This is a genomic window from Affinirhizobium straminoryzae (genome assembly GCF_007004135.1).
GTDB classification, from domain to species: Bacteria; Pseudomonadota; Alphaproteobacteria; order Rhizobiales; family Rhizobiaceae; genus Neorhizobium; species Neorhizobium straminoryzae.
The window spans coordinates 21489-42585 of sequence record NZ_VJMG01000037.1; the positions used below are offsets into that span (position 1 = coordinate 21489).

The 21097-nt window shown below is 64.3% G+C and carries 22 protein-coding genes; 15 read left to right on the plus strand and 7 right to left on the minus strand.

Translation table 11 applies throughout. The features are described from left to right. Positions 1 to 10: 10 nt before the first annotated feature. The 5 genes from ugpA to FNA46_RS14085 all read right to left on the minus strand — a co-directional run bounded on the left by ugpA (position 11) and on the right by FNA46_RS14085 (position 5713). On the minus strand, positions 11 to 895 hold the full coding sequence (ugpA, locus tag FNA46_RS14065; protein ID WP_143125844.1) for a sn-glycerol-3-phosphate ABC transporter permease UgpA: 885 nt from the start codon (positions 893 to 895) through the stop codon (positions 11 to 13). Positions 896 to 971: 76 nt separating this feature from the next. After that, the gene (ugpB, locus tag FNA46_RS14070; RefSeq protein ID WP_143125845.1) at positions 972 to 2288 is read right to left on the minus strand and encodes a sn-glycerol-3-phosphate ABC transporter substrate-binding protein UgpB; all 1317 of its coding nucleotides are present in this window, start codon (positions 2286 to 2288) and stop codon (positions 972 to 974) included. A gap of 125 nt (positions 2289 to 2413) precedes the next feature. After that, positions 2414 to 2782 carry a YraN family protein gene (locus tag FNA46_RS14075; protein ID WP_143125846.1) on the minus strand — a complete coding sequence of 123 codons (369 nt, stop codon included), beginning with the start codon at positions 2780 to 2782 and terminating at the stop codon, positions 2414 to 2416. Next, positions 2772 to 3680, minus strand: a complete 909-nt coding sequence (rsmI, locus tag FNA46_RS14080; protein ID WP_143125872.1) for a 16S rRNA (cytidine(1402)-2'-O)-methyltransferase — start codon at positions 3678 to 3680, stop codon at positions 2772 to 2774. The genes FNA46_RS14075 and rsmI overlap by 11 nt, the downstream gene beginning before the upstream one ends. Before the next feature lie 98 nt (positions 3681 to 3778). Continuing rightward, complete coding sequence (locus FNA46_RS14085) at positions 3779 to 5713, minus strand: S9 family peptidase (RefSeq protein ID WP_246103084.1); 1935 nt, start codon at positions 5711 to 5713, stop codon at positions 3779 to 3781. A gap of 325 nt (positions 5714 to 6038) precedes the next feature. Between FNA46_RS14085 and dnaN the strand changes: the two genes are divergently transcribed. The 7 genes from dnaN to FNA46_RS14120 all read left to right on the plus strand — a co-directional run bounded on the left by dnaN (position 6039) and on the right by FNA46_RS14120 (position 11041). Continuing rightward, positions 6039 to 7157, plus strand: coding sequence for a DNA polymerase III subunit beta (gene dnaN, locus FNA46_RS14090; RefSeq protein WP_143125848.1), 1119 nt, complete (start codon positions 6039 to 6041; stop codon positions 7155 to 7157). A gap of 124 nt (positions 7158 to 7281) precedes the next feature. Next, positions 7282 to 7875 carry a phospholipid N-methyltransferase PmtA gene (gene pmtA, locus FNA46_RS14095; protein WP_143125849.1) on the plus strand — a complete coding sequence of 198 codons (594 nt, stop codon included), beginning with the start codon at positions 7282 to 7284 and terminating at the stop codon, positions 7873 to 7875. 28 nt (positions 7876 to 7903) lie between these two features. Further along, positions 7904 to 8506 (plus strand): histidine phosphatase family protein, encoded by a 603-nt coding sequence (locus FNA46_RS14100; protein WP_143125850.1) that lies wholly within the window; start codon positions 7904 to 7906, stop codon positions 8504 to 8506. 8 nt (positions 8507 to 8514) lie between these two features. Beyond that, on the plus strand, positions 8515 to 9207 hold the full coding sequence (gene pyrF, locus FNA46_RS14105) for an orotidine-5'-phosphate decarboxylase (RefSeq protein WP_143125873.1): 693 nt from the start codon (positions 8515 to 8517) through the stop codon (positions 9205 to 9207). Positions 9208 to 9245: 38 nt separating this feature from the next. After that, the gene (locus FNA46_RS14110) at positions 9246 to 9533 is read left to right on the plus strand and encodes a DUF1330 domain-containing protein (protein ID WP_143125851.1); all 288 of its coding nucleotides are present in this window, start codon (positions 9246 to 9248) and stop codon (positions 9531 to 9533) included. A gap of 139 nt (positions 9534 to 9672) precedes the next feature. Next, the gene (locus tag FNA46_RS14115; protein ID WP_143125852.1) at positions 9673 to 10653 is read left to right on the plus strand and encodes a complex I NDUFA9 subunit family protein; all 981 of its coding nucleotides are present in this window, start codon (positions 9673 to 9675) and stop codon (positions 10651 to 10653) included. A 235-nt stretch (positions 10654 to 10888) separates the two neighbouring features. Beyond that, positions 10889 to 11041 carry a hypothetical protein gene (locus FNA46_RS14120; RefSeq protein ID WP_143125853.1) on the plus strand — a complete coding sequence of 51 codons (153 nt, stop codon included), beginning with the start codon at positions 10889 to 10891 and terminating at the stop codon, positions 11039 to 11041. 127 nt (positions 11042 to 11168) lie between these two features. Here FNA46_RS14120 and FNA46_RS14125 read toward each other — a convergent pair whose 3' ends face one another. Continuing rightward, positions 11169 to 11975 carry an undecaprenyl-diphosphate phosphatase gene (locus FNA46_RS14125; RefSeq protein WP_143125854.1) on the minus strand — a complete coding sequence of 269 codons (807 nt, stop codon included), beginning with the start codon at positions 11973 to 11975 and terminating at the stop codon, positions 11169 to 11171. 155 nt (positions 11976 to 12130) lie between these two features. Here FNA46_RS14125 and FNA46_RS14130 point away from each other — a divergent pair, with 155 nt between their 5' ends. From FNA46_RS14130 to FNA46_RS14140, 3 genes are read left to right on the plus strand one after another with little or no spacing between them, the layout of a single operon-like run. Further along, the gene (locus FNA46_RS14130) at positions 12131 to 12823 is read left to right on the plus strand and encodes a glutathione S-transferase family protein (protein ID WP_143125874.1); all 693 of its coding nucleotides are present in this window, start codon (positions 12131 to 12133) and stop codon (positions 12821 to 12823) included. Beyond that, complete coding sequence (queG, locus tag FNA46_RS14135) at positions 12804 to 13997, plus strand: tRNA epoxyqueuosine(34) reductase QueG (RefSeq protein WP_143125855.1); 1194 nt, start codon at positions 12804 to 12806, stop codon at positions 13995 to 13997. The genes FNA46_RS14130 and queG overlap by 20 nt, the downstream gene beginning before the upstream one ends. After that, a complete protein-coding gene (locus tag FNA46_RS14140; protein ID WP_143125856.1) occupies positions 13988 to 14860 on the plus strand; it encodes an SDR family oxidoreductase in 873 nt (290 codons plus the stop codon). Before queG ends, FNA46_RS14140 begins: the two co-directional genes overlap by 10 nt. 74 nt (positions 14861 to 14934) lie before the next feature. Here FNA46_RS14140 and FNA46_RS26075 read toward each other — a convergent pair whose 3' ends face one another. Beyond that, positions 14935 to 15306 (minus strand): hypothetical protein, encoded by a 372-nt coding sequence (locus tag FNA46_RS26075; protein ID WP_185969858.1) that lies wholly within the window; start codon positions 15304 to 15306, stop codon positions 14935 to 14937. Between FNA46_RS26075 and FNA46_RS14145 the strand changes: the two genes are divergently transcribed. From FNA46_RS14145 to FNA46_RS14165, 5 genes are all read left to right on the plus strand, one after another. Then, positions 15305 to 15619, plus strand: a complete 315-nt coding sequence (locus tag FNA46_RS14145) for a septal ring lytic transglycosylase RlpA family protein (protein WP_188134458.1) — start codon at positions 15305 to 15307, stop codon at positions 15617 to 15619. The two genes, FNA46_RS26075 and FNA46_RS14145, sit on opposite strands and share 2 nt — an antisense overlap. 95 nt (positions 15620 to 15714) lie before the next feature. Continuing rightward, positions 15715 to 16992, plus strand: coding sequence for an RsmB/NOP family class I SAM-dependent RNA methyltransferase (locus FNA46_RS14150; RefSeq protein WP_143125858.1), 1278 nt, complete (start codon positions 15715 to 15717; stop codon positions 16990 to 16992). A 128-nt stretch (positions 16993 to 17120) separates the two neighbouring features. Then, positions 17121 to 18395, plus strand: a complete 1275-nt coding sequence (locus FNA46_RS14155; protein ID WP_143125859.1) for an imelysin family protein — start codon at positions 17121 to 17123, stop codon at positions 18393 to 18395. A 47-nt stretch (positions 18396 to 18442) separates the two neighbouring features. Then, the gene (locus tag FNA46_RS14160) at positions 18443 to 19990 is read left to right on the plus strand and encodes a di-heme oxidoreductase family protein (RefSeq protein WP_143125860.1); all 1548 of its coding nucleotides are present in this window, start codon (positions 18443 to 18445) and stop codon (positions 19988 to 19990) included. Further along, complete coding sequence (locus FNA46_RS14165; protein WP_143125861.1) at positions 19990 to 21096, plus strand: imelysin family protein; 1107 nt, start codon at positions 19990 to 19992, stop codon at positions 21094 to 21096. The genes FNA46_RS14160 and FNA46_RS14165 overlap by 1 nt, the downstream gene beginning before the upstream one ends. Position 21097: the final 1 nt, after the last annotated feature.

A 21097-nucleotide genomic window follows, 5' to 3' on the forward strand; every position in this document is an offset into this window, starting at 1 on the left:
GGTCTTACCCTCAATACTGCACGCGGCGTTCGACATAGCGGAACTGCACGAAGGTCAGCACCATCACGATCATCATCAGAAGCACGGACTGTGCCGAGGAGGAGCCGAGGTTCAGGCCCAGATAGCCGTCCTGGTAGACCTTGTAGACGAGCGTCGTCGTCGCCTGCGCCGGACCGCCCACCGTCGTTGCATCGACGATCGGGAAGGTGTCGAACATCGTGTAGTTCACGTTGATGATGAACAGGAAGAAGGTGGTGGGCGACAGAAGCGGCAGCGAGATCGTGAAGAAGCGCTTCACCGGGCCGGAGCCATCGATGGCGGCCGCCTCCATCAGCGACTGCGGCACCGATTGCAGCCCGGCGAGGAAGAACAGGAAATTGTAGGAGACCTGCTTCCACGCGGCGGCAATGATGATCAGGATCATCGCCTGCGTGCCGTTGAGATCATGATCCCAGCGGATGCCGGCCTTCTGCAGGAGGAAAGGCATCAGACCCGTGGTACTGTTGAACAGGAACCACCAGAGTACGCCGGCCACCACGGGCGCCACCGCATAGGGCCAGACCAGCAGCGTGGTATAGACGCGGCCGGTGCGGGTCAGCCGGTCGACGGCCGCGGCAAAGGCAAGCCCCAGCACCATGGACAGCGCCGTGACCGAAACGGCAAAGACCGCCGTGCGGATGAGCGCATCGATGTAGTTGGGATCCTCGAACAGCCGCTGGTAATGCAGCAACCCGACAAAGGTGGTGGACAGGCCGAACGGGTCCTCACGCTCGAAAGAGGATTTTACCGCCTGCGCGGCCGGCCAGATGAAGAAGACCAGCGTGATGAAGAGCTGGGGTGCCAGCAGCAGATAGGGCAGCAGCCGGCTGTCGAAAGTTGTTTTCTTGGTGTCCATGGAAGCCTCCGGCCCGGAGCGGACAAACGGAAGGAGGACCGGCAAAAGCCGGCCCTCCCGCAGGGGTCAGATGCAATCAGTTGGCGGCTTCGAATTCGCGAAGCAGCTTGTTGCCACGCTCGACGGCGCTGTCGAGCGCCTGCTTGGCGTCCTTCTTGCCGGCCAGCAGGGCCTGGAACTCTTCGTCCACGATGGTGCGGACCTGCGTGAAGTTGCCGAAGCGAACGCCCTTGGAGTTCGGGCTCGGCGTGCCGCGCATGATCTGCTTGATGCCGACATCGGAACCCGGGTTCTTGTCGTAGTAGCCCTGGCTCTTGCCGAGGTCATAGGCGGCGTTGGTGATCGGCAGATAGCCCGTGTACTGGTGCCAGTCGGCCTGAACCTCCGGCCTGGAGAGGTAGGTGAAGAACTTGGCAACACCCTTGTAGGTGGCCTTGTCCTTGCCGTTCAGCACCCACAGCGTCGCGCCACCGATGATGGAGTTCTTCGGCTCCTTGGTGACGTCGTCATAGTAGGGCAGCGGTGCGAAGCCCGGCGTGAAGGTCTTGGCGTTGTTGATGACGCCGGCGCGACCGGCCGACGAGTTCATCGTCATCGCGCATTCCTGGGCATAGAACATGGTCGCGGCATTGTCGCCACCGACCGGACCGCCATACTTGAACAGGCCTTCATCCTGCCACTTCTTCAGGTTGGCCCAGTGCTTGACCTGAACCGGACCATTGAAGGTGAACTGGGTCTTCAGGCCGCCAAAGCCGTTTTCCAGCGTCCCGAAAGGCTGGTCGTGCAGGGCCGAGAGGTTTTCCGTCTGGACCCAGGTGATCCAGGCCGAGGTGAAGCCGCACTTGGCAGCACCGGAGGAGACGATCTTCTTCGAATAGTCCTCGACATCCTTCCAGGTCTTCGGCGCGACTTCCGGGTCGAGACCGGCCTTCTTGAACACGTCCTTGTTGTAATAGAGGATCGGCGTGGAGGAGTTGAAGGGAAGCGACAGGATGTTGCCCTGCGTGTCGGAATAGTAACCGACGACGGGCGCCAGGAACGACTTCGGATCGAAGCTTTCGCCCTCGTCCTTCATCAGCTTGTAGACCGGATAGACGGCGCCCTTGGCGGCCATCATGGTGCCGGTACCGACTTCGAAGACCTGCACGATGGCCGGCTGCTGGTTGGCGCGGAAGGCGGCGATCGCGGCCGTCAGCGTTTCCGGATAGGAGCCCTTGTAGACGGGTACGACCTTGTACTCGCTCTGGCTCTCGTTGAACTTCGTGGCGATCTCCTCGAGCTTCTTGCCGAGCTCGCCACCCATGGCGTGCCACCAGGTGATTTCGGTTGCAGCCAGCGAGGTGGTGGCCGACAGCGCAAGCGCTGCAGCAGCCAAAGTAAGCTTCTTGAACATGTTCGCTCCCTCATATCCGTTTGGTCGGGTCCGGGTGCCTTAGCTGCCTTTTATGACAGTTCATTAATGGTTTTGTGACCGGACTGTTACAGCAATGACTTAAATTGCACAGCTTTGCAATATTGTCAGAATGCATCCGGAAGATGCAGCGGAAAACGCAATCCTTGCACTGCGATGATGTCGTATCGCTGCGAGAGCCGGTGGGCGTCCGGCCGGCGCGCCAGCCACAGGTCGCTGGCCGCGCGGATGCGCCGTTGCGCGGCAAGGCCGACGGCATCGACAGCGTCGGACGTCCTGCGGCGCGCCTTCACCTCCACAAAGACGACAAGGTCTTGCCGGCGGGCAATGATGTCGATTTCGCCCTGCGGCGTGCGATGGCGCAGCGCCAGGATGCGGTATCCCTTGAGGATGAGGAAAAGGGCGGCGAACAGTTCGGCGAAGCGCCCGCGGCGCTCCGCTTTCCGACGCTTGCCGCGATCCCGCTCAGCCGCCATCGCCGTCCTTCAGTTCGATCAGCCGCTGGTAGAGATCCTTGCGCGACAGGCCGGTGAGGCGGGCCGCTTCCGCCGCCGCCTTGGTCGCCGGCATGCTGGAGGCCAGTTCGCGCAGCATCACATCCACATCGACGGCGGCCGGCACGTCGTCATCGGCGGGCGGGCCGATCACCAGAACCACCTCGCCCTTGACCGTCTGGTCAACATACTGCGCGGCCAGTTCGCCGAGCGGCCCGCGGCGAAACTCCTCGAAGGTCTTGGTCAGTTCTCGGCACACGCAGGCCGCCCGGGTAGCCCCCAGCACATCGGCGGCGATCACCAGCGTATCGGCAATACGGTGCGGCGATTCAAAGAAGATCAGCGTCGCCGGGATCTTGGAAAGCTCCGCCAGCCGGTCGCGCCGCCCCTTTTCCTTGACCGGCAGGAAACCGGCAAACAGGAAGGCATCGGAGGGAAGACCCGAGCCGACAAGGGCCGCAAGCGGCGCGCACGGACCGGGGATCGGAACCACCTTGTGCCCCGCCTCCAGCGCGAGCTGGCCAAGCCGGTAGCCGGGATCGGAGACGAGCGGCGTGCCGGCATCGGAAACCAGCGCCACCGAACGTCCGCCGTCGAGCGCCGCGATCAGCCGCGGGCCCGCCTCGTCGGCATTGTGTTCGTGATAGGCGAGCGGCCGGCCGGCAATGCCGTAGCGATCCAGCAGCACGCGGGTGACGCGGGTATCCTCGCAGGCCAGCACATCGGCGCCCGCCAGCGTTTCCAGCGCGCGCAGCGTGATGTCGCCGAGATTGCCGATGGGGGTTGCCACCAGATAGAGCGCCGGCTCCAGCGGCCTCGCCGGTATCGCCACATTGCCCACCCGGTAGGTGCGCTGCGCACCCCTGTCGTCTTCCGTCACGTTCAACCTTGCCTCTTGCCTGCGGCCGGCTGGCCGCCATCAGGGGCCCGCCCTCGCCCCGAACGGGCGCCGGGCGGCTCCCAACCTGCAGCTATCCCTCAGACAGGCTGCTCGGCAAGATCGAAAATCTCGGCGCCGGCCCGGATTTCGTGGCTGGAGCCCTCCAGATCGTCGCCGAAGGGCTCGAAGGCGCCGCCGAGATGCTGCGCGAAGAAGGCCTCCGCCATGGCAATATAGGCGATGCGGTTGCCGGGCTTGTGAAAACCGTGGCCCTCGTCGGGATAGACGACATAGGTCACCGGAATGCCCTTGGCCTGCATGGCAGCGACGATCGTGTCGCTTTCCGCCACCTTGCAGCGCACATCATTGGCACCGTGGAAGATCAGCATCGGCCTGGTGATGCGGTCCACCTTGTGGATCGGCGAGCGTTCGGCGAGCAAGGCCCGCCCCTCTTCCGTGCGCGGATCGCCATAGCTGCGATACATGAACTCGGCAAAGCCCGCCCAATAGGGCGGCATGGATTCGAGCAGGGTCTGCAGGTTGGTGATGCCGACCACCGGCACGCTGCAGCAGAACACATCCGGGGTAAACGTTGCCCCGACGAAGGAGGCATAGCCGCCATAGGAGCCGCCATGGATGGCGATCCTTGCGGGATCGGCAATGCCCTCACGGATTGCCCAGTGCACCATGTCGATCAGGTCGTCATGCATCTTGGCCGCGTGCTGCTTTTCGCTCGCCGCCACGAAGGCTTTGCCGAAGCCTGTAGAGCCGCGGTAATTCACCGACAGCACCGCATAGCCGCGATCGGCCAGCCACTGGTGATCGCCGCGATAGCTGTAGACGTCGCGCCCCCAGGGACCGCCATGTACAAGGAGCACCATCGGCAGCGGTTTTTCCGGACGCTCGCCCTCCACGGAAGCCGGAAGCGTCAGATAGGAAAGAAGATCAAGACCATCCCGCGATTTGGTCTCGACCGCCTGCATCGGCGCCAGGCTGTAGGCATCTAGCTCCGGGCGGGCGCGAAATAGTTCGGTGATCGTGCCTGTGTCGCGATCATAGAGGAAGCTGGTGGCGGCCTGCTCCGCCTTGTGGGCGGTGATGATCCAGCGGCGGTCATCGTCCGAACGGCTGGCGATCCCGAATTCGAAACCCGGCAAGGTCCACTCGATCCGGGCAAAATCCGCCTCCACCTGCGCCGTGATATGGCTCCACGCCATGCGCGGACCGGCAACGCTGACAGCCTCCACATCGAACGAAATCGGATGCACCAGCGCCGACTGGATATCGAAACGCGGATGCTCGGCCACCACGGTTTCCGCACCGCTTTCCAGGTCGATCCAGCTGAAGGCTGCGGTGTTGCGGCCGACACAGCTTTTCATCAGCAGCCGCCTGTTGTCGGAATGAAACAGAAGCGGCCAGGTCAGCCAGCCGTCGATATGGTCGACATCCATCCAGTGATGAACCTCCTGACCCTCGATCCGCCAGAACCGTGTCCCGCCATCCGCCGCCGTGGACCGCGCATGGCGCGGCCGCATCTGCCAGTCGAGGCCGATAGAGGCGAACCCCTGGGTGTTCTGCCACAGCAGCTCGCGCTCACCCGTTTCGAGGTCGATGGTGTGGAGATCATGCCAGCGGGCATCGCGGTCATTGAGACCGACGACGATCTTGCCGGGAACCTGCCTCGACAGCATCTCGATCTGCGCACTGATCCCCTTGATGGGCGTCAGGTCACGGGTTGCCCCGGTCCGGGGATCGACGGCAAAGACGTGATGGTTCTCGTCGCCGTTTTCATCGTTGACGAACAGCACGAAGCGGCCGTCCTTCGTCCAGTCCTGCCAGGTGATGGGCCGGCCGGTGGTGCGCGTCAGCGGCTCGGCGGCACGCGGATCATCGGTCGGGGCGATCCAGATATTGATCACGCCATCGACCGGCGCAAGCCAGGTCAGCCACTGCCCATCGGGCGAAAGCTCCGCGCCGTAGGCATGCGGATTGCCGAACAGAAGCTTGCGGGGAATGAGAGACGAACGGGCCAAGGGAACCTCCGGCGGGGGATGGAAAGCCATGCATTTCCGTCAAACTCTCACCTTTCGATGTCGCCTTGACAACACCAGCCGATGCACGAAACCGTTATGCGCCGGCCTGCGGCGCCGCCTCCGGCTTTGCCCCTGCTCGCTTTGCCCGCGAAAACCTGTGCGAAGTGTCAGGTGCACTGCGGAAATCCTGCGGCGACCGGGCACCACCCCTTGCCTTTTCGTTAAAAACTCTGCCATTTTGCGCGTCCACATCGTCCGACCAGCTGACGGACAGGCATAACATTCGGTCCCCTCGCGGACCGGTACGGTCGAAAGCGGTAGCGTCATGCGTATTACTCTTGAGCGGTCCAACCTCCTGAAATCGCTGAACCACGTCCACAGGGTCGTGGAGCGCCGCAACACGATCCCCATTCTGTCGAACGTGCTGCTGCGCGCGTCGGGCAATGATCTGGCGCTGAAGGCGACGGACCTCGACCTGGAAATCACCGAGGAAGTGCCTGCCATGGTGGAACAGGCCGGCGCCACCACGGTGCCTGCCCATCTTCTCTATGAAATCGTGCGCAAGCTGCCGGATGGTGCCGAAGTGCGGCTTGCCACCAATCCGGATGGCGGCAGCATGGTCGTGCAGTCAGGCCGCTCGAAGTTCTCGTTGCAGTGCCTGCCGGAATCCGATTTCCCGGATCTGACCGCCGGCACCTTCAGCCACACCTTCAAGATCAAGGCGACCGATCTGAAGATGCTGATCGACCGCACCCAGTTCGCCATCTCGACGGAAGAAACCCGCTACTACCTGAACGGCATCTTCTTCCACACGATCGAGGCTGGCGGTGAACTGAAGCTGCGCGCGGTGGCCACCGATGGCCATCGCCTCGCCCGCGCCGACATCATCGCGCCCTCGGGCTCGGAAGGCATGCCGGGCATCATCATTCCGCGCAAGACGGTCGGCGAGCTGCAGAAGCTGGTCGACGACCCGGAGGCCCTCGTCACCGTCGAGGTGTCGGATGCCAAGATCCGCCTGACGATCGGCGGCATCGTCATCACATCGAAGCTGATCGACGGCACCTTCCCGGATTACCAGCGCGTCATCCCGACCGGCAACGACAAGGAAATGCGCGTCGATTGCCAGAGCTTTACCCGCGCCGTCGACCGCGTCTCGACCATTTCGTCGGAGCGCGGCCGCGCCGTGAAGCTGGCGCTCAGCGACGGCCAGCTGCTGCTCACCGTCAACAACCCGGATTCGGGCAGCGCGACGGAAGAAGTGGCGGTCGGCTACGAGAGCGACCCGATGGAGATCGGCTTCAACGCCAAGTATCTTCTCGATATCACCGCCCAGCTTTCGGGCGAGGATGCCATCTTCCTGCTGGCCGATGCCGGATCCCCCACCCTGGTGAAGGATACGGCCGGCGATGACGCACTTTACGTGCTGATGCCGATGCGGGTCTGAAAATCAAAAGGGATCGGTTCGCCGGTCCCTTTTTTTGCCGCATTTTTCATTGCGACATTTTCTCTTGTTTTTGCGCCATGAAGCGCCACCTGAAAACCAAAGAGGGGCGCACCGGGAGACCATGATGGAATTGCGTTTGAAGCAGCGGCTGGGCCGCAAGTTCGATGAGGAAATCCGCTTCTTCAAGGGATGGATGGACGGACCGAAGCGGGTCGGCGCGATCCTGCCCACCTCCGGCATCACCGCCCGCCGCATGGCCAGCGTCATCAATCCGCAGTCCGGCCTGCCGGTACTTGAACTCGGTCCCGGCACCGGCATCATCACCAAGGCCATCCTGGAACGCGGCATCGCGCCGGAGAAGCTGGTCTCCATCGAATTCTCCACCGACTTCTACCAGCACCTGATCCGCACCTTTCCGGGCGTGCAGTTCATCAACGGCGACGCCTTCGATCTCGGTCGCACACTCGGCGAACGCAATGGCGAGATGTTCGATGCCGTCATCTCGGCCATCCCCATGCTGAGCTTCCCGATGGAGCGCCGCATCGCGCTGCTGGAAGACCTGCTGGACCGCATGCCGCGCGGCCGCCCGGTGATCCAGATCACCTATGGCGCCGTCTCGCCGATCGTCGCGCGGCCGGAGCGCTATCAGATCCGCCACTTCGATTTTGTCGTGCGCAACATTCCCCCGGCGCAACTCTGGCTCTATACCCGTCCCTGACGACAGGTTCTGCAAGAGGGAGCTGGCCATGTTCGGCCTCTACATCACGCATCCGCAAGTGACGATCGATCCGGCGGTGCCGGTGCCGGACTGGGGGCTTTCGGAGACGGGTCTTGCCCGCACACGGCAGGCGGCAAGCCTGCCCTGGGTCACGCGCCTGTCGCGCATCGTCTCCAGCCGGGAGCGCAAGGCGGTGGAGACGGCGGCGATTCTCGCCGGGGCCGCCGGCATTTCGCCGGAGGCCGATGCCGCCATGCACGAGAACGACCGCTCCGCCACCGGCTTCCTGCCGCCGCCGGCCTTCGAGGCGGCCGCCGACTGGTTCTTTGCCCATCCGACCGAAAGCTACAAGGGCTGGGAACGCGCCGTGGATGCTCAGGCGCGCATCGTCGCCGCCCTTGCCCGCGCGCTCCACGGTCACGATCCGAGCCGACCGATTGCCTTTGTCGGTCATGGCGGCGTCGGCACGCTGCTGAAATGCCATCTGGCGGGACGCCCGATTGCCCGCGACGGCGACCAGCCGGGCGGCGGCGGCAATCTTTTCGCCTTCCGCCTGGGCGCCACTCTTGCCGATTGCCGGCTTGCATGCGACTGGACGCCGATGGAATTCTGGCAAGGAGACATGGCATGACTGCAGGCATGACCGCACGCGACCGTCTGATCGTCGGGCTCGACCTTCCCACGGTGGCCGAGGCGGAAACGCTGGTCGGGCGGCTCGGCGATACGGTTTCGTTCTACAAGATCGGTTACCAGCTGGCCTTTGCCGGCGGGCTGGAATTTGCCCGCGATCTCGTGGCCGAGGGCAAGCAGGTCTTTCTCGACATGAAGCTGCTCGACATCGACAACACGGTGGCAAACGGCGTCGAGAACATCGTGAAGATGGGCGTCACCATGCTGACCCTGCATGCCTATCCGAAGGCGATGCGCGCCGCCGTCGAGGCCGCAAAGGGCTCCAGCCTCTGCCTGCTCGGCGTGACGGTGCTGACCTCGATGGACGACCAGGACCTGCGCGACGCCGGCTACGAATACGATCCGCACACGCTGGTGCTGACGCGCGCCGAACAGGCGCGGGCCGCCGGCATGGGCGGCATCGTCTGCTCGGCCGAGGAATCGGCTGCCGTGCGCAAGATCATCGGGCCGGACATGGCGCTCGTCACACCGGGCATCCGCCCCAGGGGCGCCGACGCCGGAGACCAGAAGCGGGTGGTCACCCCTTTCGATGCGATCAAGGCCGGCTCCAGCCATCTGGTCGTCGCCCGCCCCATCGTGAAGGCAGAGGATCCGCTGGCCGCGGCGAAGGCGATTCTCGCGGAGATGCAGTCGGCGCTCTGAGCCGCTCGACACGACCCAAGCAGAAAAGGGAGAGAAACATGCCGAAGGGATACTGGATTGCCCGCGTCGATGTCCGCGACGCCGAGCGCTACAAGGATTATGTCGCGGCCGCCAAGCCCGCCTTCGAAAAGTATGGCGCAAATTTTCTTGCCCGCGGCGGTGCCGTGACGACGCTGGAAGGCGTGTCGCGGGCGCGCAATGTGGTGATCGAATTTCCTTCCCTGCAGCACGCCGTCGATTGCTACAATTCGCCGGAATATCAGGTCGCCGCCAAGATCCGCCAGGAAGTTGCGGATGCGGAGATGCTGGTGGTGGAGGGCGTCTGACGCCGCCGTTCCGGCATGGTGTCAAAGGCGAAACCCTTTTTGCCGCAGTGCGGGGGTGAGGCGCAGCTTGACACTTCACCTCGTGCACGCTTTGGGCTAGAGAAAAGCCATTGATCCCTTTGGCTTTCGGAGCAGTCCCATGACCACGTCCAATCTTCCGCCGCTCGTCACCGTCTTCGGGGGCTCGGGCTTTGTCGGCAGGCATGTGGTTCGCGCGCTGGCCAAGCGCGGCTACCGGATTCGGGTTGCCGTGCGCCGTCCCGATCTCGCCGGCTTCCTGCGCCCGCTCGGCTATGCCGGCCAGATCCAGCTGGTGCAAGCCAACCTGCGCTACCGCGCCTCCGTCGATCAGGCCGTTGCCGGCTCCGCCCATGTGGTGAACTGCGTCGGCATCCTGTTCGAAAGCGGCAAGAACAATTTCGACGCCGTGCAGGAGTTCGGCGCCAAGGCCGTGGCGGAAGCTGCCCGTGCCGCCGGCGCGACGCTGACCCATATCTCGGCGATCGGCGCCGATGCGCAGTCACCCTCCGCCTATGCGCGTTCCAAGGGCCGCGCCGAACAGGCGATCCGTGAGACGCTGCCGGGCGCCGTCATCCTGCGCCCCTCCATCGTGTTCGGCCAGGAAGACAACTTCTTCAACAAGTTCGCCGACATGGCGCGCACCCTGCCCTTCCTGCCGCTGATCGGCGGCGGCCACACCAAGTTCCAGCCGGTCTTCGTGGAAGATGTGGCAGAGGTCGTGGCCCGCTCGGTGGATGGCACGCTTGCGGCCGGCACCACCTATGAACTCGGCGGCGCCGAGGTGCTGACCTTCAAGCAGTGTCTCGAGGAAGTGCTGCGCGTCACCTTCCGCAAGCGCGGCTTCGTGTCCATTCCCTTCGGCATCGCCTCGCTGATGGGCAGCATCGCATCCGCCGTGCCGCTGATCGCTCCGCCGCTGACGGCCGATCAGGTCACGCTCCTCAAGAAGGACAATGTGGTCTCCGCCGACGCGGAACGCGAAGGCCGCACGCTGAAGGGTCTCGGCATCGCGCCGACGCTGCTCTCCAGCATCCTGCCGAGCTATCTGGTGCGCTTCCGCGTGCACGGCCAGTACACCAATGCCGGCAAGGCGGCCTGAGCCGCTTTCCACGAGAATGTCGCGACATCTGAAGGCAGGCGCCCAACGCCTGCCTTATTTTCGTCTGTTCGCAGTGACACAAAAGCCGCAGGCGCAAACGGGCTCACGTTAACGTCCAATTCATCAAGATGTTCTATTGAATTCTGGGGTTGCGCCTCGTAAATCCCGCTCTCCCTTTGCAGAAACGACTCGTAAGGCCGTGACACCGATCTCCTCCTCCGAAAGGCAATCCTCCATGGGCAAGTCCATCGCACTGTTTTTTGCGTGTGCGGCACTCGTCATCCTCGCCGGCTCCTTCCTGGCCCCCGGCACTGTTGCGGCCAACAAGAGCGCCTGCGCCCCGGCCTATGGCGTCGATCCCTGCAGCACGAGCTCCATTCGTCGCTGATCCGCAAGAACCCGGCAGCGCCTGGCGCCGCGCCGGTCGGTCATCTTCCTGCCGAGACGAGACATGAAAAAGCCGGGGCGCTGTCGCGACCCGGCTTTTCCTTTTCTCCGATACTGGTCTGTCTCGATCAGTGAATCATGCCGAACGAGGCAAAGCCCAGCAGAATGGCACCGAGAATGATGCGGTAGACCGCAAACACGGTGAAGCGGTTGGTCTGGATGTAGGAGAGCAGCCACTTGACCGCGATGAAGGCGACGATCGTCGAGGTGACGAAGGCAACGCCGAGCGAGGTCCAGTCTTCGCCGGCCACGCCCTGATCCTTCAGCGTCTTCAGAAGCTGATAGGCGCTGGCGGCATACATGGTGGGAATGCCGACCAGGAAGGCGAATTCGGTGGCGGCGGCACGGTTGCCGGTGCCGGCCAGCATGGCAACAAAGATCGTCGCCCCGGAACGGGAGGTTCCCGGGAAAACACCGGCCACTACCTGGGCAATCCCGACGAGGATGGCGACCGGCCAGGTGATCGTCGTGCTTTGCGGGCGCTTGGCAGCCGCCCATTCGGCAAAGATCATCCAGACACCGCCGATGATGAGCGCCCAGGCGATCGGGCTTGCATCTTCCGGCAGTTCGAAGCCCAGCTTCTTCACGGTCAGGCCGAGAACGGCGGTGATCAGGAAGGCGACGATGAGCTTCAGGGCATAGTCACGGTTTTCCGGTTCACGCCAGCCCAGCACGAGGTTGAGAAGACGACGCCAGTAAATGATGGTGACGGCAATGATCGCCCCGGCCTGGATCACGATGTTGAAGGTGTCGGAGCGGGCGCCCAGCCACTGTTCGGCGATGATCAGGTGGCCGGTGCTGGAAATCGGCAAAAATTCGGTGATCCCTTCGATCACCCCAAGAATGAACGCGCTGAGGATGCTCTGGTCCGCCATTCTTAATCCTTTATTGAGTAGATGACGACAGTTTGAGGGAGTTGGGTCGGCATTGCTTGTGCTGGGCTTATCAAACCCATATAGCTGCCATACGTCAGGCCGGCACAAGATGCGAGCCATTCTCCCTGTCGAATTAGCATAAAGTTCACGTGTCCATGCCCACCCTCTATCATCACCCGATGTCTTCGGCCTCGCGTTTCGTGCGCCTTATCCTGGCGGAATATGGCTTTCAGACGGATCTGGTCGAAGAACAGCCCTGGGAAAAGCGCAGGGAATTCCTGGCCCTCAACCCTGCGGCCAGCCTGCCGGTCTATGTCGATGACAGTATGCGCGTGCTGTGCGGGCCGACCGTTCTCCTGGAATTTCTCGACGAGACGCATGGCGTGCTGAAGCGGGACCGGCGGCTTCTCGCCGAAGATCCGTTCCAGCGGGCCGAGATCCGCCGGCTAACCGAGTGGTTCCTGCAGAAGATGGAGCAGGACGTGACGCGGCCGCTGACCCGCGAGCGGGTCTACAAGCTGCAGATGACGCCGGCCCAGGGCGGCGGCGCGCCGGATTCCAAGGTGCTGCGCACGGCGCGCACCAACATCCGCCAGCACATGAAGTATCTCGCCTGGCTGGCAGGCTCGCGCACCTGGCTTGCGGGCGAACGGCTGAGCTATGCCGATCTTGCCGCCGCCGCCTCGATCTCCGTCCTCGATTATCTCGGCGAGATCGATTGGCAGGAGACTCCGATCGCCAAGGAATGGTATCAGAGGCTGAAATCGCGGCCCTCCTTCCGCCCCCTGCTGGCGGAACGCATCCGCGGCATCACGCCGGTATCTCATTATGCGGACCTCGACTTCTGATCAGGACAGGCCATCCGCTGCCGAGGCGCAGAAGGCGGCGGAACGCCGGCGCAAGCTGACCGGCTTCCTGCATGCCGAGGCAGCCGCCCAGGGCTTCGATCTCTGTCGCATCACCCGCCCCGATGCCATTCCGGACGCCAAAGCGAGGCTCGATGCCTTTCTCGCCGCCGGACGTCACGGCACCATGGCCTGGATGGAGGAGACCCGCGAACGGCGCGCCGATCCGAAGGTGCTGTGGGGCGCAGTGCGCTCCATCGTAATGTTCGGGCTGAACTACGGCCCGGACGAGGACCCGCGCGGCATCCTCGACAGGCCGGATCGCGCCGCCATTTCCGTCTATGCCCGCAATCGCGACTATCACGATGTCATCAAGGGCCGGCTCAAGGAGATCGCCACCCGTTTTGCCGCGCGTGCCGGCGAGGATGTAAAGGTCTTCGTCGACACCGCTCCGGTGATGGAAAAGCCGCTCGCCGCCGCCGCCGGCCTCGGCTGGCAGGGCAAGCACACCAATCTCGTCTCGCGCAGCCATGGCTCCTGGCTCTTTCTCGGCAGCCTGTTCACCACGGTGGATCTGGAGATCGACGCGGCAGAGCGCGATCACTGCGGCTCCTGTCGGGCCTGCCTCGATGCCTGCCCGACCGCGGCCTTTCCCGCCCCCTACCAGATCGATGCGCGCCGCTGCATTTCCTATCTCACGATCGAGCACAAGGGCCCGATCGACCGGGATCTGCGGCCGCTGATCGGCAACCGCATCTATGGCTGCGACGACTGTCTGGCGGCCTGCCCCTGGAACAAGTTCGCGGCAAGCGCCTCGGAGATGAAGTTCCGGGCCCGCGAGGACCTGAAGGAACCGGAGATCGCCGCGCTGCTGACGCTGGACGATGCGGCCTTCCGGGCCCTGTTCAGCGGCTCGCCGGTGAAACGCATCGGCCGCGACCGCTTCGTGCGCAATGTGTTGATCGCCGCCGGAAATTCCGGCCGCGCTGATCTGATCGCGCCCTGCCTGCGTCTTCTTACCGACGGCTCGGACATCGTGCGGGCGATGGCGGTGTGGGCACTGTCGCGCCTGATGCCGGCAGACGCCTTCGAGACGCTGAAGGCCGAGCCGCGCAGCGAGGCCAGCGCTGAGGTCGAGACGGAATGGCAGAATGCGGGAGTGCAGACATGCGGATGATGATTTTCGGCGCGGGCTATTCGGGCCAGGCGATTGCAGACGAGGCCCTTGCCGCCGGCATGCACGTCTCCGGCACCAGCCGCAGCATGGAAAAATGCGCCGCGCTCTCGGCTGTCGGCATCGAACCCTTCCTGTTTGACGGAGCAACACTCTCGGCGCCGCTGCGGGATGCGATGGCGCAGACGACCCATCTCGTCCAGTCGATCGCGCCGGGCGCCGCCGGCGATCCGCTGCTACAGCTGACGGAAGGCGATCTCGCGCATCACTTTCCGCGCCTGCAATGGACCACCTATCTGTCGACCGTCGGCGTCTATGGCGATCACGGCGGCGCCTGGGTGACGGAAGAGACCGAATGCCGCCCGGTATCGCAGCGCTCCGTGGAGCGCGTGGCGGCCGAACAGGGCTGGCTGGAGGCGGGCGCCCGCGCCAGCGTGCCGGTCGCCGTGCTGCGGCTGTCCGGCATCTATGGACCCGGCCGCAACGGCTTCGTCAATCTCGCCCAGGGCACGGCCCGCCGGCTGGTAAAACCCGGTCAGGTGTTCAACCGCATTCGGGTGGAGGATATCGGCCGCGCGACGCTGTTCCTCGCGGAGCGTCATCTCGGCGGCCTCTTCAATGTTACCGATGACGAACCTGCCCCGCCGCAGGACGTGGTGACGGAGGCCGCGCGCCTGATGGGCGTGGAGCCACCACCGGAACAGGCCTTCGAGACGGCCGAACTCAGCCCCATGGCGCGCTCCTTCTACGGGGAGAACAAGCGGGTCTCCAATGCGAAGATCTGCAACCTGGGATTTTCGTTCCGCTTTCCGGATTACCGGATCTCGCTGGCCGATCTCTGGACCAGTGGTCGCTGGAAGCCCTGATCTGCAGGGGCCTGAATCCCGGATTGAAACACCCGCCGAAAAGGTGAAAATTCCTACTGGCGCCCTCTTTCTGGTCATTCTTTCTTAACCTTGGCGGCAGCGTGCCACAAAATTTGTCCGATTAAGGCGGAAACCACCTTCGGACGACAAAAAAATTTCGTCGATTTTCGTGACCGCGAGTCATGTGGCGACAAGGCAGGAACACTTTTCCGCTTATTGCCTGAAAAGGCACTGTTTTTTCCAGCTCCATCGCCAGCGATGTTTAGCCGGCTTGCGTTCACGAATGTTACGCTCGTTAACATTGCGTGATAACAAACCCCACGTTTTCGCCTTTTTTGACCCTGCCTAAGCCTGCCCCACGCAAATTTCAGCACTCTTTGCAGGGGATAATCCGGTTTGAGACTGACAAAACGCACGAGCTTCGCCGCGGCCGCCATCGCATCCATGTCACTTCTGGCGTCCGCTCCAGCCCATGCAGCAGCAGGTTGTGGCCACGCCTCATGGTATGCCCTCGGATCCCGGACGGCGTCGGGCGAGAAGATGAGCGCGTCGCAGCTCACAGCCGCTCACAAGTCGCTCGGCTTCGGCACCAAGCTGAAGGTCACCAACAAGCGCAACGGCAAGAGTGTCATCGTGCGGGTCAATGATCGCGGTCCCTTCATCAAGGGCCGCGTGCTGGATCTCTCCAAGGCTGCCGCCCAGAATATCGGTATGGTCGCCGCCGGCACGGCACAGGTCTGTTACGAGGTGGTCGGCTGAGACCCCGCGCCTGAGCCCCTTCACCCGGCTCTGGCCCCGGACTTGCCCTTGCGGCGGATCGCGGCTACACGCGCTCTGACACAAGGAGAGCGATCATGCGACTGGGCGGGCGAATGGCGGCAGCCATCGAGGTTTTGGCCGATATCGAGGCGCGCAAGCGTCCCGTGGCCGATGCGCTCAAGGATTGGGGTCTGGCACATCGTTTCGCCGGCTCCGGCGATCGCTCCGCGATCGGCAATCTCGTCTATGACGCACTGCGCATGCGCCTCTCGCATGCCTATCTGATGCAGGACGACAGCGAGACGGCTCTCATCTATGCGGTTCTGCTGCGCCAGTGGGGTTTTACGCTCGACACGCTGGCCGCCGAGCTGGCGGATGACAAATTCGCGCCGGCCGCACCCGATCTTTCCGGTCTTGCGACGCGGGATCTGGCCGAGGCCGAACCGCATGTGCAGGGCGACATTCCGGACTGGCTGGTGCCCTCATTCCAGTCCGCCTTCGGTAACGACTGGCTCTTTGAAGCCCGCGCCATGGCCGAGCGCCCGACGCTCGATCTGCGCGCCAATACGCTGAAGGCCGGCCGTGACAAGGTCGTGAAGGCGCTGGAACGCGCCGGCGCCACCCCCACCCGCATTGCCCGCAACGGCATCCGCATTCCCGCCGGCGATGGCGCGGCACGCCTGCCCAACGTCACGGCAGAACTTTCCTTCCAGAAAGGCTGGTTCGAGGTGCAGGACGAGGGCTCGCAGATCGTTGCCGATCTGGTGCTGCCGCAGGAAGGCCAGCAGGTGCTGGATTACTGCGCCGGCGGCGGCGGCAAGACGCTGGCCATGGCGGCGGCGATGAACAACAGGGGCCAGGTGCATGCCTATGACGCGGACCGCAAGCGGCTCGCCCCGATCATCGAGCGCCTGCGCCGCGCCGGCACCCGCAATGTGCAGGTGCATGACGACGTGCGTGGCCTGAAGGCACTGGAAGGCAAGCTGGATACGGTGCTGGTGGATGCCCCCTGCACCGGCACCGGCACCTGGCGTCGCCGGCCGGACACCAAGTGGAAGCTCACTCCTCGCAACATCGAGGAAAGGCTGGAGCAGCAGCGCGATGCGCTGTCCTCTGCCGCCGCCTATGTGCGGCCGGGCGGTACGCTGGTCTATGTCACCTGTTCCGTGCTGCCGGAGGAGAACGACCGGCAGATCGCTCGCTTCACCGCCGAGCATCCGGACTTTGCCGCGACGACCTCGCTTGACGCCTGGGACCGGCTGTTTGCCGGCGCGCCGAAGCCCTACAGCGGCGACGGCAAGGGCCTGACGCTGACGCCGGCCCGCACCGGCACCGATGGCTTCTTCTTCTGCCGGCTGGAACGCCGGGCCTGACGGCGGCCCAAAGGTGACAAACATCAAGCCAGAAGCAGGAACCGCGTCAATTCTAATCTAGATTGTTTGACACAGGTTTTTATTTGCGCGATGACACGGACCCGTGATCAGCCGATGCAGGAGGGACCATGATCCGCACAACGATCCTCAAAGCGGGCTTCGGCCTGCTGGCGGCCTCCGCCGCCTTTGTCGTCACCCCGGCGGGCGCTGCCGAACCGGCTGCGGTTCTGGCGCATTATGCCGATCTCGCCCATGCCAAGTACGAGGACGCGCTGAATACGGCCAAGACGCTCGACAAGGCCATCGACGCGCTGATTGCCAAGCCCTCCGACGAAACGCTGAAGGCGGCCCGTCAGGCCTGGATCGCCGCCCGCGTGCCCTATCTGCAGTCGGAAGTCTATCGCTTCGGCAATCCGGTCGTCGACGCCTGGGAAGGCAAGGTCAATTCCTGGCCGCTCGATGAGGGCCTGATCGACTATGTCGATGCCTCCTACGGCACCGAAAGCGATTCCAACGCCTACTACACGGCCAACATCATCGCCCATCCGAAGCTGACGGTGAACGGCGAGGAGATCGACGCGACCAAGATCACCCCGGACCTGCTCGAAAGCCTGCATCAGGCCGGCGAAGTGGAGGCCAATGTCGCCACCGGCTATCACGCCATCGAGTTCCTGCTCTGGGGGCAGGATCTGCACGGCACCGGCCCGGGCGCCGGCGAGCGTCCCGCAACCGATTACGACAAGGCCAATTGCACGCACGGCAATTGCGACCGCCGCGCCGATTATCTGAAGGCCGCCTCCACCCTGCTGGTCAACGACCTGCAGGAGATGGTGACCGCCTGGGCGCCGGATGGCGAAGCCACGCAGACCGTGACCGCCGATCCGAAGGCCGGCATCACCGCCATCCTGACCGGCATGGGCTCGCTCTCCTATGGCGAACTGGCCGGCGAGCGCATGAAGCTCGGCCTGCTGCTGCACGATCCGGAAGAGGAGCAGGATTGCTTCTCCGACAACACCTACAATTCGCATCTCAACGATGCGATCGGCATCGCCTCCGCCTATAACGGCACCTACACCCGCGTGGACGGCACCAAGATGACCGGCCCGTCGCTCTCGGAACTGGTGAAGGCCAAGGACCCGGCTCTCGACGCGGAAATGACCGCCAAGCTCGACAAGACGCTGGCCGCCATGAACGCCATGGCCGAGCGCGGCCGCACCGTCGAAGCCTATGACCAGATGATCGGTGAGGGCAATGCAGCGGGCAATGCCGTTGTGCAGACTGCCATCGACGGCCTGATCGACCAGACAAAGACCGTCGAGCGCATCATCGCGGCGCTTGATCTCGGCACCGTCAAGCTCGAAGGCTCGGCCAGCCTCGACAACCCGAACGCCGTCTTCAAGTAATCATGACGGGAGCAGGCCGCCCGCCCTCGGGCGGCCTGGACAGACCTATGCAGACGCGCCGGTTCCTGATTGTTGCCCTGTCGGCCCTGGCCAGCGCCCTTTTTCTGCTGCCGGCCCTGGTGCTCGGCGGTTCCGATCTCGTGCCCGGCCTGCCCGCCGCGCGGCAGGATCTGACGGCCGGCGACGCAGAGCGTGTGAGGACCGTCACACGGCCCACCGGCGATTTTTCCCGGGCCGAGCCCTTCGAGGCCATGCCCGGTGGTGCCGCCACCTCGGTTGCGCGCCCCGATGCCGATGCCTTCTCGCATTTTTCGCCCAATATCAGCTTTGCCGAACAGGAACGGTTCAAGCTCGGCAATGCGCTGTTTTCGAAGCTGTGGGTCGCCGCCCCCTCCTCCACCCAGGCCTCCGACGGGCTGGGGCCGCTCTACAATGCCCGCTCGTGCCTCAGCTGCCATATCCGCGACGGTCGCGGCCATCCGCCGGAAGGGGATGCGGACCGCACCTCGATGTTCCTGCGTCTGGCCCGCCCGCCACAGACGGACGAGGAGAAGGCGCTCGTGGCCCGCCACGCGATCCTCACCCTGCCGGACCCGACCTATGGCGAGCAGCTGCAGGATCTGGCGGTGCCCGGGCTTGCCGCAGAAGGCGAGATGGAGATCGCCTACGAGGAGGTTCCGGTCACGCTTGCCGACGGCACGGTGATTGCGCTGCGCAAGCCGACCTATTCGGTCTCCAAGCTCGCCTACGGCCCGCTCGATCCGGCCACCACGCTGTCGCCGCGCATCGCCCCGCCGATGATCGGCATGGGGCTGATCGAGGCCATTCCGGCCGAAGACATCCTCGCCCATGCCGATCCCGAGGACCGCGATGGCGACGGCATTGCCGGCAAGGCCGCCATCACCCGCGATCACCGGACGGGCGCGCTCGTGCTCGGCCGTTTCGGCTGGAAGGCGCAGAATGCCAGCGTGCGCGACCAGTCCGCCGCCGCCTTTTCCGGCGACATGGGGCTTTCGACGCCGGACCGGCCGGACCCCTATGGCGATTGCACCCCGCACGAAACCGCCTGCCGGGCGCTGCCGACCGGCGAGCAGCCGCGGCTCGGCGCCACCGAAGCGCCGGATCCGGTTCTCGATCTCGTCACCTTCTATTCGAAGAACCTTGCCGTGCCGACGCGCCGCAATGTGGACCGGCCGGATGTGCTTGCCGGCAAGCAGTTGTTCTACCGCATCGGCTGCGCCGATTGTCATGTGCCGAAATTCGTCACCCGCCGCGATGCCGAACATCCGGCCCAGGCCTTCCAGCTGATCTGGCCCTATTCCGATTTCCTGCTGCACGACATGGGCGACGACCTCGCCGATAACCAGCCTGTCGGCGTTGCAAGCGGGCGGCAGTGGCGGACACCGCCGCTCTGGGGTATAGGCCTGACGGGGACCGTGAATGGCCCCGGCTTCTTCCTGCATGACGGGCGCGCCCGCACCCTCACCGAAGCCATTCTGTGGCACGGCGGAGAGGGAACGAAAGCCCGCAATGCCTTTGCCGCCCTTGCCCGGCAGGACCGGGATCGCTTGATCGCCTTTCTGGAGTCGCTCTGATGTCGAGATGGATTGCCGCCCTTACGCTTGCCCTCCTGTCGGCAACGCCCGGCCTTGCGCAGGATGCCAATCCCTCGCCTCCGCCGGTTCTGACCCAGGAGAGCGCCCGCCATCTGATGGACCGCGTGGTCGATGGCTTCATCCGCCCGGGCTATCGCGGCTTTGCCGGCAAGAGCGGCGAACTCACCACCGCCATGGCCAATCTCTGCGCCACCCCGTCGGTGGAGACGCAGGCAAGCGCCCGCAAGGCCTTTGCCGCCGCCGCCACCGCCTGGGGCACCATCGAGATCGTCCGTGTCGGCCCCGTGCTCGACAAGAACCGCTTCGAACGCATCCTCTTCTACCCGGACCGCAAGGGCACGGGCCTTCGCCAGGTGCAGGCGTTGCTGGCCCAGCCGGACGAGAGCGCCACCTCGCCGGAGGGACTGCGCGACAAGAGTGTCGCGATGCAGGGGCTCGGCGCACTGGAATTCGTCCTCTACGGCGCTGGTGCCGAGGTGCTGACCGGCGAGCGCAACAGCTTCCGCTGCCGCTACGGTCTGGCGGTGGCCGGCAGCGTCGAGCGGGTGGCAAACGAACTGGTAGCGGTTTGGGACGATCCCGCCGGCGTGCAGAAGGACTGGAAAAACCCGGGTCCCGACAGCGCCACCTTCCGCACCGGAAACGAAGCCATCACCGAAGCGCTCGGCATTCTCGTCCATGCGGCGGAAGCGGTGCGCGACCAGCGCATCGAAAGCTTCTACAAGGGCGAGTCCAACAATACCTTTCCGAAACAGGCGCTGTTCTGGCGCTCGGGGCTTACCTTCCCGATGCTGGTCGCCAATCTGCAGGGCATTCACGGCCTGCTCGACACATCCGGCTTTCGCGATCTCCTGAACGAGGACCAGCGCTCGGTGGTCAGTTCCATCGATTTCGTGCTGAAGCAGCTGGTGCGCGTCGGCGGCGGAGTGAATGCCGATGTCGAGGTGGCCGTCAGCGATCCGAAGGAACGTCAGAAGCTGGATTTCCTGCTGCTCAACAGCCGCGACCTGATCCTGCGCCTCAACGACAATCTCGGCGGCGGCCTCGGCCTTGGCGCCGGCTTCTCCTTCGCGGATGGCGACTGAC

Coding starts and splice junctions, on each gene's coding strand:
- FNA46_RS14125 (WP_143125854.1), bottom strand. CDS start 11,975: ATGGCGGACCAGAGCATCCTCAGCGCGTTCATTCTTGGGGTGATCGAA.
- FNA46_RS26075 (WP_185969858.1), bottom strand. CDS start 15,306: ATGGATGCGATGGCGGCCGCGGCGAAGCTCGTGCGTTTTGTCAGTCTC.
- FNA46_RS14140 (WP_143125856.1), top strand. CDS start 13,988: ATGCGGATGATGATTTTCGGCGCGGGCTATTCGGGCCAGGCGATTGCA.
- FNA46_RS14155 (WP_143125859.1), top strand. CDS start 17,121: ATGATCCGCACAACGATCCTCAAAGCGGGCTTCGGCCTGCTGGCGGCC.
- FNA46_RS14130 (WP_143125874.1), top strand. CDS start 12,131: ATGCCCACCCTCTATCATCACCCGATGTCTTCGGCCTCGCGTTTCGTG.
- FNA46_RS14150 (WP_143125858.1), top strand. CDS start 15,715: ATGCGACTGGGCGGGCGAATGGCGGCAGCCATCGAGGTTTTGGCCGAT.
- FNA46_RS14145 (WP_188134458.1), top strand. CDS start 15,305: ATGTCACTTCTGGCGTCCGCTCCAGCCCATGCAGCAGCAGGTTGTGGC.
- FNA46_RS14110 (WP_143125851.1), top strand. CDS start 9,246: ATGCCGAAGGGATACTGGATTGCCCGCGTCGATGTCCGCGACGCCGAG.
- pmtA (WP_143125849.1), top strand. CDS start 7,282: ATGGAATTGCGTTTGAAGCAGCGGCTGGGCCGCAAGTTCGATGAGGAA.
- ugpB (WP_143125845.1), bottom strand. CDS start 2,288: ATGTTCAAGAAGCTTACTTTGGCTGCTGCAGCGCTTGCGCTGTCGGCC.
- FNA46_RS14165 (WP_143125861.1), top strand. CDS start 19,990: ATGTCGAGATGGATTGCCGCCCTTACGCTTGCCCTCCTGTCGGCAACG.
- FNA46_RS14075 (WP_143125846.1), bottom strand. CDS start 2,782: ATGGCGGCTGAGCGGGATCGCGGCAAGCGTCGGAAAGCGGAGCGCCGC.
- pyrF (WP_143125873.1), top strand. CDS start 8,515: ATGACCGCACGCGACCGTCTGATCGTCGGGCTCGACCTTCCCACGGTG.
- FNA46_RS14160 (WP_143125860.1), top strand. CDS start 18,443: ATGCAGACGCGCCGGTTCCTGATTGTTGCCCTGTCGGCCCTGGCCAGC.
- FNA46_RS14120 (WP_143125853.1), top strand. CDS start 10,889: ATGGGCAAGTCCATCGCACTGTTTTTTGCGTGTGCGGCACTCGTCATC.
- dnaN (WP_143125848.1), top strand. CDS start 6,039: ATGCGTATTACTCTTGAGCGGTCCAACCTCCTGAAATCGCTGAACCAC.
- ugpA (WP_143125844.1), bottom strand. CDS start 895: ATGGACACCAAGAAAACAACTTTCGACAGCCGGCTGCTGCCCTATCTG.
- FNA46_RS14115 (WP_143125852.1), top strand. CDS start 9,673: ATGACCACGTCCAATCTTCCGCCGCTCGTCACCGTCTTCGGGGGCTCG.
- FNA46_RS14100 (WP_143125850.1), top strand. CDS start 7,904: ATGTTCGGCCTCTACATCACGCATCCGCAAGTGACGATCGATCCGGCG.
- queG (WP_143125855.1), top strand. CDS start 12,804: ATGCGGACCTCGACTTCTGATCAGGACAGGCCATCCGCTGCCGAGGCG.